General features: G+C 69.3%; 9 protein-coding genes. 7 read left to right on the plus strand and 2 right to left on the minus strand.

Annotated features, from left to right (window positions below; all coding sequences use genetic code 11):
- Window positions 1–10: 10 nt before the first annotated feature.
- Entirely contained in the window at window positions 11–895 is an 885-nt protein-coding gene (locus ABZU74_RS18620; protein ID WP_355425081.1) for an IclR family transcriptional regulator, read from the minus strand.
- 69 nt (window positions 896–964) lie between these two features.
- On the opposite strand from ABZU74_RS18620, the gene ABZU74_RS18625 reads away from it, so the two are divergent.
- The 6 genes from ABZU74_RS18625 to ABZU74_RS18650 all read left to right on the plus strand — a co-directional run bounded on the left by ABZU74_RS18625 (window position 965) and on the right by ABZU74_RS18650 (window position 7,978).
- A complete protein-coding gene (locus ABZU74_RS18625; protein WP_355425084.1) occupies window positions 965–2,212 on the plus strand; it encodes a sugar ABC transporter substrate-binding protein in 1,248 nt (415 codons plus the stop codon).
- A gap of 76 nt (window positions 2,213–2,288) precedes the next feature.
- The gene (locus ABZU74_RS18630; RefSeq protein ID WP_355425087.1) at window positions 2,289–3,242 is read left to right on the plus strand and encodes a sugar ABC transporter permease; all 954 of its coding nucleotides are present in this window, start codon (window positions 2,289–2,291) and stop codon (window positions 3,240–3,242) included.
- The gene (locus ABZU74_RS18635) at window positions 3,239–4,069 is read left to right on the plus strand and encodes a carbohydrate ABC transporter permease (RefSeq protein WP_355425090.1); all 831 of its coding nucleotides are present in this window, start codon (window positions 3,239–3,241) and stop codon (window positions 4,067–4,069) included. The genes ABZU74_RS18630 and ABZU74_RS18635 overlap by 4 nt, the downstream gene beginning before the upstream one ends.
- A gap of 8 nt (window positions 4,070–4,077) precedes the next feature.
- Window positions 4,078–5,259 (plus strand): mandelate racemase/muconate lactonizing enzyme family protein, encoded by a 1,182-nt coding sequence (locus ABZU74_RS18640; RefSeq protein WP_355425093.1) that lies wholly within the window; start codon window positions 4,078–4,080, stop codon window positions 5,257–5,259.
- On the plus strand, window positions 5,256–6,464 hold the full coding sequence (locus tag ABZU74_RS18645) for a fumarylacetoacetate hydrolase family protein (protein WP_355425096.1): 1,209 nt from the start codon (window positions 5,256–5,258) through the stop codon (window positions 6,462–6,464). The genes ABZU74_RS18640 and ABZU74_RS18645 overlap by 4 nt, the downstream gene beginning before the upstream one ends.
- Complete coding sequence (locus ABZU74_RS18650) at window positions 6,461–7,978, plus strand: aldehyde dehydrogenase family protein (RefSeq protein WP_355425099.1); 1,518 nt, start codon at window positions 6,461–6,463, stop codon at window positions 7,976–7,978. The genes ABZU74_RS18645 and ABZU74_RS18650 overlap by 4 nt, the downstream gene beginning before the upstream one ends.
- Before the next feature lie 480 nt (window positions 7,979–8,458).
- Here the strand turns inward: ABZU74_RS18650 and ABZU74_RS18655 are convergent, their stop codons facing one another.
- Entirely contained in the window at window positions 8,459–9,982 is a 1,524-nt protein-coding gene (locus tag ABZU74_RS18655; protein WP_355425102.1) for an alpha-N-arabinofuranosidase, read from the minus strand.
- 384 nt (window positions 9,983–10,366) lie between these two features.
- On the opposite strand from ABZU74_RS18655, the gene ABZU74_RS18660 reads away from it, so the two are divergent.
- Complete coding sequence (locus ABZU74_RS18660) at window positions 10,367–12,739, plus strand: glycoside hydrolase family 3 N-terminal domain-containing protein (RefSeq protein WP_355425105.1); 2,373 nt, start codon at window positions 10,367–10,369, stop codon at window positions 12,737–12,739.
- Window positions 12,740–12,950: the final 211 nt, after the last annotated feature.

Genomic DNA, 12,950 nt, shown 5'->3' on the forward strand with positions numbered 1-12,950 from the left:
ACGTGCCCGGTCAGGTCGCGGAGCGGCTCTCACCGTTTGGGCTCGCCACCGAGGGCGGCGCGTAGCCGAGCTCGTACGAGATCTTGTTGGCGGTCTCAAGGAGCAGCGGAAGGTTGCTCTTGAGCTGGTCGAGGCTTGCGATGACCTCGATCGCCGTGATCGAGGCGGCGGCGATGACCTGCCCCCGCGAATCCCTGATCGGCGCGGCCACGCACATCACGTAGGCGTCGTGCTCGCCGTTGTCCACGGCCCAGCCGCAGTCGTGGATGCGGGCAAGCTCGGCTTCCAGGGCGTCGTGGTCGGTGAATGTGGTGTCGGTGAATCTCTCGAAGACGACGTGGGAGAGCAGGCGGTCGCGTTCCTGCCGGGGAAGGTAGGCCAGGATCGTCTTGCCCACGGCGCTCGCGTAGATGGACACCGCGCGTCCGACCCGCGACGGCAGCTTGACGGCGTCGAACGCCGGACTGTCCACCTTGTCGATATAGATGATCTCGTCGCCGGTCAGTTGCGCCAGGTGTACGGTATGGCCGGTCTCGCGTTGCAGCGCACGCAGGTGTGCGGCGGCGGGCTGGCGGAGGTCCATCGAGCCGAGCGCGAGTTCGGACAACTCGATCAGGCCGCTGCCGAGCACGTAGGTGCCCGCGCCGGTCCGGCGGACGAAGCGCGCGGACTCCAGTGTCTGCAGGATGCGCAGGGCTGTGGACTTGTGGACGCCGAGCACGTCCGCAGCCTCCGTAAGGGACAGCGGGTGCTCCGCGGATCGACGAATGAGGTCGATCGCGCGGCGAATCGATTGCGCCAAGGCTGTGTCTCCCCTCGCGCGACGGGAAGCGCCGTCGCTGTCATTGCATATTATGCAATATAGATGACGCGATGCGCAATCGCCACTTGACACCGTTGCACATGACGCTACGATCGTTGCAATTTCATCGGCTTGACGTCAATTCGTAACAGTGGAGTAACGATGGGTAATAAGCGCGCTCATTTCGGCATCGCCCGGGCGACATTTGCCCTCGGCCTGGTCGCCACCCTCCTCACCGGCTGCGGCTCGGACGGCGATTCCGGCGACGGCGTCACCAAACTGACCTTCGCCGCCTCGACCTTCGGCGACCCCGGCCGCGGGCCCCTGTTGACGAAGTGGCTCGACGAGTTCAATCAGAGCCAAACCAAGATCCAGGTCTCGGCCGCCGCGGTGCCGTACCCGACCTTCGGCCAGACCGTGCTCACGCAGATGGGCAGCGGCAAGGGCCCCGACCTGGTCCGCTTCGACATGCCCGAGTTCGAGGCCGCCTCGGACGCCGGCCTCGTCGCGCCGCTGGACAAGCTCGTCGACGCCAGCAAGTACGACCTGCTCAAGCAGCCGGACCAGTTCATGGTCCACGACGGCGTCCGGCACGGCGTCATCTTCGAAGCGTCCAACTACGCGATGTTCTACAACGCGGACCTGATCCCGACGCCGCCGACCACCTACGAGCAGTTCACCTCCACTGCCAAGTCGCTGACCAAGGGTGACGTCTTCGGGCTGGCGTTCCGCCAGACGGAGGCCGAGGAGGCCGGTGTCTGGCAGGACATCTTCAACTACGTCTACGGCTTCGGCGGAGCGTGGTCCGACGGGAAGAACCTGACGATCAACTCGCCCGAGAACCTCAAGGGCCTGCAGGCGTTCAAGGACCTGTACGACGCGAACGTGATCCCACGCGGAGCGGACGCGGCGACGTTCCGGCGGATGTTCGCCGAGGGCAAGGTCGGGATGGAGCTCAACAACGGCGGCTACGTGACCGCCACCCGCGGCCAGAACGCGAAGCTGAACTTCAACGTCGCGCCCATCCCGTTCCCGGTCCGCAAGCAGGGCGCGATCCTCGCACCAATCGTGATCAACGAGGCGAGTGAGGGCAAGGACGAGGCCGGCACCTTCATCAAGTGGGCGCTCGAGCCGCAGAACCAGGTCAAGCTGCAGGAGATTCTCGGCGCGAGCAGCGTCGCCACCGCCACGCAGCGCAGCGCGGAGAAGCTCAAGGAGACCCCGTTCCTGACCGTCTTCGACGGGCTCACCGAGACCAGCCTGCCGCAGATCGTGCTGGGCTTCGAGGCCAAGACGCCGGACATCCGCAAGGTGGTCGTGCAGAACGTGGTCGCGGCACTGCAGGGCAAGGCCGACCTCAAGTCGGCACTGGATCGCGCCCAGCAACAGGCGACCGAACTGGTCCGCTGACCGCTCGACACAGCGACGCTGCCGGCGCGACGATCCGTGCGCCGGCAGCGTCCTTCCCCCAGAAGGATCGAACCCGATGACTGTGGTCGAGCAGACCGGAGCACCAGAGACAACACCCCAAGGCCGGCCCCGGCGTCGGCCCAGCCCGCTGGGTAGCAAGTGGACGCCGTACCTGTTCCTGGCACCCGCCGCCCTGTTCATCCTCGTCTTCCAGGCGGTACCCCTCGTCCAGGAGATCTACCTCAGCTTCACCAGGACGAGGCTGCTCAACCCCACCCGCAGTGAGTGGGTCGGGCTCGAGAACTTCAACGAGATCTTCGGCGACCCCGAGTTCCGCCGCACCCTGCTGATCACCGTCGTCTACGTGATCACCTGTGTCGTGGTCGCGATCGGCGCCGGGCTCGTCGTCGCGCTTTTGCTGAACAGGAAGTTTCGAGGCCGGGGCGTGGCACGGGCGCTGGTGACAGTGCCTTGGGCCGCCCCGGGCATCGCCGTCGCGCTCATCGCCACCTGGATGCTCAACGCGCAGTACGGCATCGTGAACCGCTTCCTCGACGCCGTGGGACTCGGTGTGCCCGGCGGCGCCATCCTGGACAGCCCGCGCTACGCGCTCCCGGCGGTGCTCGCCACGACCATCTGGCAACTGTTCCCGTTCACGTCAGTGGTGCTGCTCTCCGCCCTGCAGTCCGTTCCGCAGGACCTCAACGAGGCCGCGACCGTCGACGGCGCGGGACGATGGGCCACCTTCCGCGCCGTCACCTGGCAGGTCATCAAACCGACAGTGGGTCTGCTGGCCCTGCTGATGACGATCTGGTCGCTGCGGCGGTTCGAGCTGATCTGGCTGATGACCAAGGGCGGGCCGGTCGGTGCCACCGAGACGCTCGTCATCGACCTCTACTCGCAGGCGTTCGACTCGAAGGAACTCGGATCGGCGGCGGCCATCGGAATGGTCGGCGTCGTCATCTCACTCATCGTCATCATCGGCAGCCGCCTGGTCGCCCGTGCCGTGGAGAAGGGGGACGTCCGATGAGGCGGTTCCGTTTCGGTGTCACCGCACGGATCGTCGCCGTGCTCGTCGTGCTGGGCATCGCGGTGTTCCCGCTGTACTGGATGTTCGTCACGGCGCTGTCCAGCAACAGCGACCTCTTCGCCGATCGGCCCCGGCTCACGCCCGACCTCGGCCAGTTCGGGGTCTTCGTGGACGCGCTCGCCGAGGGCAAGGCGGCCGGTTGGCTGCTCAACAGCCTGATCATCGCCGTCGGCACGATGGTCCTCTCCGTGGGCCTGGGCATCCCGCTCGGTTACGCGCTGTCCCGGTTCTCGTTCGGGGGCAAGGCCGTGCTGACCGTCGTGCTGCTGTTCACGCAGATGCTTCCCGAGGCGCTCATGGTCGTCCCGCTGTTCGCGCTGTTCCGCCGTTTCGAACTGCTCGACTCGCTGACCGGCCTCGTCCTGGTGAACTCCGCCTTCGTCCTGCCGATCGTCGCGCTGATCCTCAAGGGCGCCATCGACGGCATCCCGAAGGAGTTGGAGGAAGCCGCGCGCGCCGACGGCGCCCGGCCCTTCACCACCCTGACCCGCATCAACGTGCCGCTCATCGCGCCGTCGATCGCGGCCACCGCTGTCATCGCCTTCTTCCACGCCTGGAACGAGTACGTGTTCGCGGTGACGTTCATCTTCAACCCCGATCTGCAACCCGCCTCCGTCGGCATCGCGAACTTCATCGGTGAGCTGGGTACCCCGATCCAGACGGTGATGGCTGTCGCCTTCCTGTTCACGCTGCCTGCCGTCGCCTTCTACCTGTTGGTGCAGAAGTACGTGGTGTCGGGCATGACCGCCGGTGCGGTGAAGGGTTGAGCCGAAAGATGAAGATCGTCTCTGTCGACACACTTGTCGTCGACTTCTACCGCACGAACCTCGTCATCGTGCGCGTCCACACCGACGAGGGGATCGTCGGGCTCGGCGAGGCCACCCTGGAGGGCAAGGAACGCGCCGTCCAGGGTGCCATCGCCGAGCTGGCCGAGGCGGTGGTGGGCCTGGATCCCACCAGCATCTCGAAGATCCTCTACGAGACCGCGCGGGACTGGTACTGGCGCGGCGGCCCGGTCGTCATGACGGCGTTGAGCTCGCTGGAGATGGCCCTGTGGGACATCTCGGCGCGCGAGCTCGGCGTGCCGGTCTCCCGGCTGCTCGGCGGTGCGACCCGGGACCGGGTCCGGGCGTACGCGAACGGTTGGTTCTCCGGCGCCGTCACACCTGAGGACTACGCGGCCGCCGCGCGCCGAACGGTGGAGTCCGGTTTCCGGGGCCTCAAGTGGGACCCGTTCGAGAACTACGACCTCACCATCACCACCGCGCAGTTGGACCGGGTGCTCGCCCAGATCGACGCCGTCCGCGGGGCGGTGGGCCGCGAGGTGGAGCTGTTCGTCGAGGGGCACGGCCGCTTCGACGTCCGCCACGCCGTCAAGGTGGCGAAGGAGATCGCCCAGTTCGACCCGGTGTGGTTCGAGGAGCCCTGCCCACCGGACAACCTCGACGCGCTCGTCGACATCCGTCGCGCGTCGCCGGTGCCGATCGCTGCGGGGGAGCGGTGGTACGGCCGGCAGGGCTTCGCGCCGGCGCTGGCCCGCCAGGCGGTCGACTTCGTCCAGCCCGACGTAACGCACGCCGGCGGCATCGCCGAGCTGGCCTTCATCTCCACGCTCGCCGCGACCAGCTACGTGGGCTTCGCGCCGCACAACCCGAGCGGTCCGCTCAGCACTGCCGCGACGCTGCAACTCGGGGCGACGCTGCCCAACTTCCGCTACCTGGAGATCATGGCGACCGACGTGCCGTGGCGTCCCGAGATCACCAACGAGCGGCTGGTGCTGACCGACGACGGCGACATCCTCATCCCCACCGGGATCGGCCTGGGCATCGAGGTGGATCTCGCCGCGATCGAGCAGCACCCGTTCACACCGCACCCGCTGCGGATGTTCCAGGACACCGTCTTCGACATCCGTCCCCGCGACGAGCGGTCCTTCTTCAACCTGGAGAGCGACTCATGACCGTGCCACGGCCCCGAGGGCTGGCCGCGGACGCGGACTGGGTCGGTACCGCCGCCGAGGCGTTGCCGGACGACGCCGGCAGCGTCCTCATCGGCCGGATCTGGGACCCGGCCGGCGACGGCCCCTCGCCGGTGACAGTTCGCGACGGCGAGGTCATCGACATCAGCCGCCGGTTCCCGACCGTCCGCGACATCTGCGAGTTGCCCGATCCCGCCGCGACGGTGGCCGGGCTCGACGGTCCGCGGGTGGGTGACTTCGGGGAGATACTGGCCAACACGGGGGCCGCGACCCGGGACCCTAGCCGTCCCTGGTTGCTCGCCCCGGTCGACCTCCAGGCGCTCAAGGCCGCCGGTGTCACCTTCCCGATCTCCATGATCGAACGGGTGATCGAGGAGCGGGCGCGGGGAGACCTGGCGCTGGCGGCGGACATCCGGCACCGGATGCTCGCCGACGTCGGTGTCGACCTGCACAGCCTGGAGGCGGGCTCGCCGGAGGCGGACCGGCTCAAGAGCCTGCTGGTCGCCGAGGGCATGTGGAGTCAGTACCTGGAGGTGGGGATCGGCCCGGACGCCGAGATCTTCACCAAGGGGCAGATCCTCTCCGCCGTCGGCACCGCCGTTCCGGTCGGCGTGCTCGCCGCGTCGACGTGGAACAACCCGGAGCCCGAGGTAACGCTCATCGTCCAGTCCAGCGGCCGGATCGTCGGCGCCACCCTCGGCAACGACGTGAACCTGCGGGACATCGAGGGCCGCTCGGCGCTCCTGCTTCCGCTGGCGAAGGACAACAACGCCTCCTGCGCCCTGGGCCCGCTGATCCGGCTCTTCGACGACCGGTTCGACATGGATCGGGTACGCCAACTCGAGGTGCGCCTGGAGGTTCGCGGCGTGGACGGCTTCCACCTGGAGGCGGTCTCCGAGATGACGCAGATGTCGCGTGAGCCGGAGGAGCTGGTCCGGCAGCTGATTGGGCCGCACCACCACTATCCCGACGGCGCCGCCCTGATGCTCGGCACCATGTTCGCGCCCATCCAGGACCGGGACCGCCCCGGAGAGGGCTTCACCCACAAGGTCGACGACGTGGTACGGATCAGCTGCCCGGCGCTCGGCACCCTGGTCAACCGGGTGCGGCACGCGGAGGAGTGCGAGCCCTGGCACTTCGGCGTCCGCGATCTGATGGGCAATCTGGTGAGGAGAGGACTGCTGTGAACGTGGTCATGACTGTCGATCCGCGCGACGGTGAGCGTCGCGCGACGGAACTCACCGAGACCGACGAGTCTCGGCTGGAGGTGATTGCTGGTCAGGCGTCCCCTGCGGCGCAGTGGCTGGCCGCCCGCGGCAGGCTCGGCCGCGCGGAGTTGCTGGACGCGATCGCCGCGTCGCTGGAGTCCCGTCGGGTGGACCTGGTCGCTGCCGCCGAGGCGGAGACCGGCCTGAGTCACGCGCGACTCGACGGGGAACTCACCCGGTCGGCGCTGCAGTTCCGGATGTTCGGCGAGGTGCTGCGCGACGGAGCGTACGTCGAGGCGACAATCGACCACGCCGCCGACACACCGCTCGGACGCGGTCCGGACCTGCGGCGGATGCTCGTACCCCTCGGGCCGGTGGCCGTCTTCGGGGCCAGCAACTTCCCGTTCGCCTTCTCGGTCGCCGGCGGTGACACGGCCGCGGCGCTCGCCGCCGGGTGTCCGACGATCCTGAAGGCGCACCCGTCGCACCCGCTGACCTCACACGCCTCCGCCGCCGCCATCGAGTCGGCCGTCCGGGACCTCGGCGGGCCCGAGGGTGTCGTCGCGACCGTGTACGGGGAACAGGCCGGCCGTGCGCTGGTGCGACACCCGGCGATCCGCGCGGCCGCCCTGACCGGCTCGGTCAACGCCGCCCGCGCCATCCAGGCGGCCATCGACGAACGGCCCGATCCCATTCCCCTGTACGCCGAACTGAGCAGCGTGAATCCGATCGTGGTCCTGTCCGACGCGGCCGCCGCCCGGACAGACCAGATCGCCGAAGGGCTGTTCGGCTCCTTCACGAACTCGGGCGGTCAGCTGTGCACCAAGCCCGGCCTGGCGTTCATCCCGTCGGATCCGGGTGGTGACCGCCTGCTCGACGCGCTGCGGGCCAGAGTCGACGCCTCGGGTGGCGCGGTCCTGCTCAACGAGCGGATCCGGGACGCGTACGAGAGCCGGGCCTCGGAGTTCGAGCGGGCCGGCGCCCGGGTCTCGGCGCGGCCCACTGTCGACCCCGGCGCGGGGTTCACCGTGGCGCCGACCCTCCTGGAGGTCGGGCTCGTCGGCCTGACCCCGGAGATCGCTGACGAGTGCTTCGGCCCGCTCCTGGTCGTGGTCCGGTACGACGACGCGGCCGATCTCGACGCCGCGCTGGCCACCGTCCCGCCGTCCCTGACCGGCACGCTGCACCGCGGTCCGGGCGATGACGCCGACGTCGTACGCCGGCTGGTCGACGTGCTCGCCGCCCGCGCGGGTCGCATCGTCTTCGACGGCTACCCCACCGGTGTCCGGGTGTCGTGGGCCCAGCACCACGGCGGACCCTGGCCGTCGACAAACGCCGTGCACACGTCGGTGGGCGCCACGTCGATCCGACGGTTCCTCCGCCCGCTGGCGTGGCAGGACGCCCCGGCCTGGGTCCTCCCCGAGGAGTTGCGCGACGAGTACACCACCATTTCCCGGCGAGTCGACGGGAGGTTGCGGCCAGCGGTCGCATAACCGCGTCTGCCGATCCCTCCCCGGGTGCGTTTCAAGGCCACCTGCGACTGGCGCGCGAATTCCTTGACGATATCGACCCGACAGTGAATTCGCGCGCCAGTCGCTCTGGCGCTGCTGAAGCGTGCCCGAATAGTTTTCGACGCAATTTTGCGCCCCGATTTACGGACCCATCTTGACCGTCAATGCAATTCATGGTTCTGTTTTCGACAGGGAACGATGTTAGCGCTCGCACAGCTGCATCGCTCGTTACTGGCATGCCCGTCGCGCTTCCCCGTCCCCTGCGGCCGGCACCGGCACGCCGGCTGATGCTCGCGCTGCTCGCCGCGAGTCCCTGAGCGCACCTGTCGACGCCCGGTTAACGACAGGCTCGACCCCGTACTCCCTGTGGTGGGGAAGCCCCGGCCGCGCAGCCCTGGTGAAGCCAGGGTGTGCGCGGCCGGGGCGCGTCCGGAATCGGCGGGCCGGTGGTTCGTCAGCCGATCACGGGGTCGTGTCGGTGGCGCGGAGCCGCAGCATGGTCCAGGACGCGGGCGGAAGAGTCAGCTGGACGCTGGCGTCGGCGCCGCGTGCCGTGCCGTTGGGGCGCGGCGCGGCGTGGTCCGGACCGTCGGCCGTGTTCTTGGCGTGCAGGTTGGTGCCGCCGACGGTGACGCACTCGATGACGTCGCCCACCTGGGCGCCGGCGACGTCGATGGTCACCTCGGCAGCGGTGTCGAGGACCCGGTTGACGAGGAAGACGGTCATCTCCCCGGTGGTGTCGTCCCAGGTGGAGACCGCGTCGACAGCGTCGATCTCACCGTATCGGTCGGTGGTCGTCGTGCTGCCCTCGCGCAGCACGTCCAGCACGGCACCCTGGGCGTGCCGGGCGGTGCGGGCGAAGGGATGGAAGATGGTCTGGCGCCAGGCCGAGCCGCCCGTCTCGGTCATGATCGGCGCGATGACGTTCACCAGTTGGGCCTGGCAGGCCGCGCTCACCCGGTCGCTGTGCCGCAGCAGGCTGATCAGCAGGCCGCCGACGACGACCGCGTCGGCCACGCTGTAGTGATCCTCCAGCAGTGGCGGCGCGACCGGCCAGTCCTCGCCGCTCGGCGGCGTGGACGGGGCGGCGGACTGGTACCAGACGTTCCACTCGTCGAACGCGATCATGATCTTCTTGGTCGACCGGCGGATCGCTCCCACCGAGTCGGCGATGGCCGTGACGGCGTCGATGTACCTGTCCATCTCCTCGGCCGAGGCGAGGAAGCTGGCCAGGTCGTCGTCGACCGGCTGGTAGTAGGCGTGCAACGAGATCAGGTCGACGTCGTCGTACGCCTCGGTCAGCACGTCCCGCTCCCAGCTGCCGAAGGTCGGCATACCGAGGTGCGAGGAACCGCAGGCGACGAGTTCGAGATCGGGATCGAAGCGGCGCATGGCCTTTGCGGTCTGCGCCGCGAGCCGCCCGTACTCGGTCGCGCTGCGCTGGCCCACCTGCCACGGGCCGTCCATCTCGTTGCCCAGGCACCACAGCCTGATCCCGTACGGGTCGACCGCGCCGTTGTCGCGGCGCTGGTCGGCGAGGTGGCTCCCACCGCGGTGATTGGCGTACTCGAGCAGGTCGACGGCCTCGGCGGTGCCACGGGTGCCGAGGTTGACCGCCATGATCGGATCCACGCCGGCCTTGCCGACCCACCGCATGAACTCGTCGAGCCCGAACGCGTTGGTCTCCAGGCTGTGCCAGGCGAGGTCGAGCCTCGCCGGTCGTTTCTCGACCGGGCCGACGCCGTCCTCCCAGCGGTAGGAGGAGACGAAGTTGCCGCCCGGATAGCGCACAGTGGTCACGCCCAGCTCGCGCACCAGCTCGAGGACGTCGCCCCGGAAGCCGTCGGCGTCGGCAGTCGGGTGCCCCGGCTCGTAGATTCCGTTGTAGACGCAGCGACCCAGGTGCTCCACGAACGAGCCGAAGAGCCGACGCGGCACCGGTGCGACGCGTCGGCGGGGGTCCACTGTCAGGCGGGCCGTGTTCACGACGTTCTCCGGCGCGCTGTCAGGGTGGGTGTTCAGGGCTGGCTCCCTTCGTGCAGGTCCGACGCGGACAGCTCTGCCCGAGCGCCGGGACCGAGGGGTGGTGGAGGCGGTGTGAGCTCTGGACAACGTGATCGACTTCGATTACGTTCTCGATCTATGTAAACGTTACCGATTACGTTTACGTAAGGGAACACGGCACCTGGATCAATGTCTGGCTGCACGGCCCCTGGGGGAGCCTGCCGCCCCGGCTGGCCGGGTGTCTCGCGCCCACGCGCTGCGTCGCCCACCGCTTCCCGGCTGTCGTCCGCAGCGCGGCCAGGCGCCGGTGGCGTCGTGACCGACGGGGCCGAACGACCAGCTTGTCGCGGTGATTGGGGTGACCGGGTGACCACTGTTGAGCCGGAGATCGAGGCGACCTACACCGATCCGACCGCGTCCGTCGACGAACGGGTGGCGGATCTGCTGGCCCGGATGACCCGCGAGGAGAAGCTCGCGCAACTGGGCAGCACGTGGGCGTTCGCCCTGCTGGAAGGCGGTCGGTTCGCGGCAGAGCGGGCCCGGCCGATCCTTCGGCACGGCCTGGGACACGTGACCCGCGTCGCGGGCGCGACCAGCCTGAAGGCGGCGCAGGTGGCGCGGGTCGCCAACGCGATCCAGCGCTTCCTGGTGACCGAGACCCGGCTGGGGATCCCGGCGATCGTGCACGAGGAGGTCTGCTCGGGGGTGATGGCCCGCGAGGCGACCATCTTCCCGCAGGCGATCGGCGTCGCGAGCACCTGGGCGCCGGAGCTCAACCAGCAGCTGGCGGACGCCGTTCGCGCACAGATGCGTGCCATGGGAAGCCACCAGGGGCTCTCGCCGGTGCTGGACGTGGTGCGCGACCCACGGTGGGGCCGGACGGAGGAGACCTACGGCGAGGATCCGTACCTGGTGTCCCGGATGGGAGTGGCGTTCGTCCGGGGACTCCAGGGCGCCGACCTGACCGACGGCGTCCTCGCCACCGCCAAGCACTTCGTCGGCTACGGGGCGTCCGAGGGCGGGTTGAACTGGGCGCCGGCCCAGCTGCCGCCGCGTCTGCTGCGCGAGGTGTACCTGTATCCGTTCGAGGCGGCGGTCCGCGACGGCGGGCTCCGGTCGGTGATGGCCGGCTACCACGAGCTCGACGGCGTCCCGTGCCATGCCAACCAGGAACTCCTCGCCGACGTCCTGCGCGGGCAGTGGGGGTTCACCGGCAGCGTGGTGTCCGACTACTTCGCCGTCAACGACCTGCACTCGTACCACCACTTCGCGCAGGACAAGCAGCAGGCCGCGACGGTGGCCCTCAACGCGGGCGTGGACGTCGAGCTTCCGGCGACGGACGCGTACGCGGATGCCCTCACCCGCGCCCTGGACGCCGGCGAGGTCAGCGAGGCCCGGCTCGACGAGGCGGTCGCACGGGTCCTTCGGCACAAGGTCGAACTCGGGCTCTTCGAGAACCCGTACGTCGACGAGGACGCGGCCGCGACGTCGGCGAACGCCGAGCGGCACCGGGACGTGGCGCTCCAGATCGCCCGCCGCAGTCTCGTCCTGCTCAAGAACGACGGCGTCCTGCCGCTGCTCGCGGGAGCCGGAACCGTGGCTCTCATCGGCCCGAACGCCGACGACGCCCGACACCTGCTCGGTGACTACTCGTTCGCGGCCCACATCGAGGCCCTGGTTGAGGCGCGCAAGAGGCGCGGTCTGCTCGGCGAGATGATGACGATCCCGGACGATCTGGAGATCGACGAGAGCACCGACGGTGTGCCCACGGTGCGCGACGAGCTCGCGGCGCGGCTGGGCGACCGGCTGCGCTTCGCCCCGGGCTGCGAGGTGCTCGATCCGTCGACGGAGGGGTTCGCCGAGGCGGTCGCGGTCGCCGCGGCGGCCGACGTCGCGGTGCTGGTCCTGGGGGACCGCTCGGGGCTGACGCCCGGGGCCACCACCGGCGAGTCACGGGACCGGTCCAGTCTGGACCTGCCGGGCGTGCAGGAAGAACTGGTCCGTGCCGTCGTCGCCACCGGCACACCCGTCGTGGCAGTGCTCGTCGCCGGCCGGCCCGTGGGCAGCGACTTCCTGCACGAGGAGTGCGCCGCGGTGCTGATGGCCTGGCTGCCGGGGGAGACCGGGGCGCAGGCGATCGCCGAGGTCCTCCTCGGGGAGGTGAACCCGAGCGGAAGGCTGCCGATCTCGTACCCGCGTGGCGTGGGCCAGATCCCCGTCTTCTACGGTCACAAGGTGTCCGGCGGACGGTCACACTGGCACGGCGACTACGTGGATTCGCCCGTCGCGCCGCGATACGTCTTCGGCCACGGCCTCGGGTACACCTCGTTCGTCATCGACGACGCCACTGTGGGAAGCGCCGAGGTCCGCGCCGGGGACAGCGTCGGTGTCGAGGTCACGGTCACCAACACCGGGCACCGGGCGGGGGAGCAGGTCGTGCAGCTCTACGTCCGCGACCCGCAGGCCACCATCACCCGACCGGTGCTGGAGTTGAAGGCCTTCGCCCGCGTCGAGGCCGCCGCCGGCCAGCGGGTGGCGGTGCGGTTCGCGCTTCCCACGGGTCAGCTCGGGTTCTACGACCGGAGCATGGCCTACGCGGTGGAGGCCGGGCAGATCGAGGTGTACGTCGGCTTCTCGGCTGCCGACCGTACCCACGCCGGCACCTTTGTCATCAGCGCGGACCCGGACCGGCCGGCGTCGAAGGTCTTTACCGGAACCGCCGAAGTTCGGCAGCTGTGATCGTTCACCCGGGTCAGAGAATGGTTCTTGACGGAGCGTGCCGCCCCGTTGTCAACGGGTAGCACCAGCGCGGAAATCGTGGCTCCACTCCGACCGCCGGGAGAGTCGTCGATTGCGTTATTCGCAACGGCATCCGGGGGTCGACCGCGCCCATGTGAGCATCCAGTTTGGACGTTCTTCTCGGCGGTCGGGTAAGGGCGAAGAGGTCTTG

It is taken from the genome of Micromonospora sp. NPDC005171, assembly GCF_040608575.1.
Taxonomy (GTDB): Bacteria; Actinomycetota; Actinomycetes; order Mycobacteriales; family Micromonosporaceae; genus Micromonospora.

Bases quoted from the DNA above. Each gene is read 5' to 3' on its own strand.
- ABZU74_RS18645 (WP_355425096.1), top strand. From the start codon at position 5,256: ATGACCGTGCCACGGCCCCGAGGGCTGGCCGCGGACGCGGACTGGGTC.
- ABZU74_RS18640 (WP_355425093.1), top strand. From the start codon at position 4,078: ATGAAGATCGTCTCTGTCGACACACTTGTCGTCGACTTCTACCGCACG.
- ABZU74_RS18635 (WP_355425090.1), top strand. From the start codon at position 3,239: ATGAGGCGGTTCCGTTTCGGTGTCACCGCACGGATCGTCGCCGTGCTC.
- ABZU74_RS18630 (WP_355425087.1), top strand. From the start codon at position 2,289: ATGACTGTGGTCGAGCAGACCGGAGCACCAGAGACAACACCCCAAGGC.
- ABZU74_RS18625 (WP_355425084.1), top strand. From the start codon at position 965: ATGGGTAATAAGCGCGCTCATTTCGGCATCGCCCGGGCGACATTTGCC.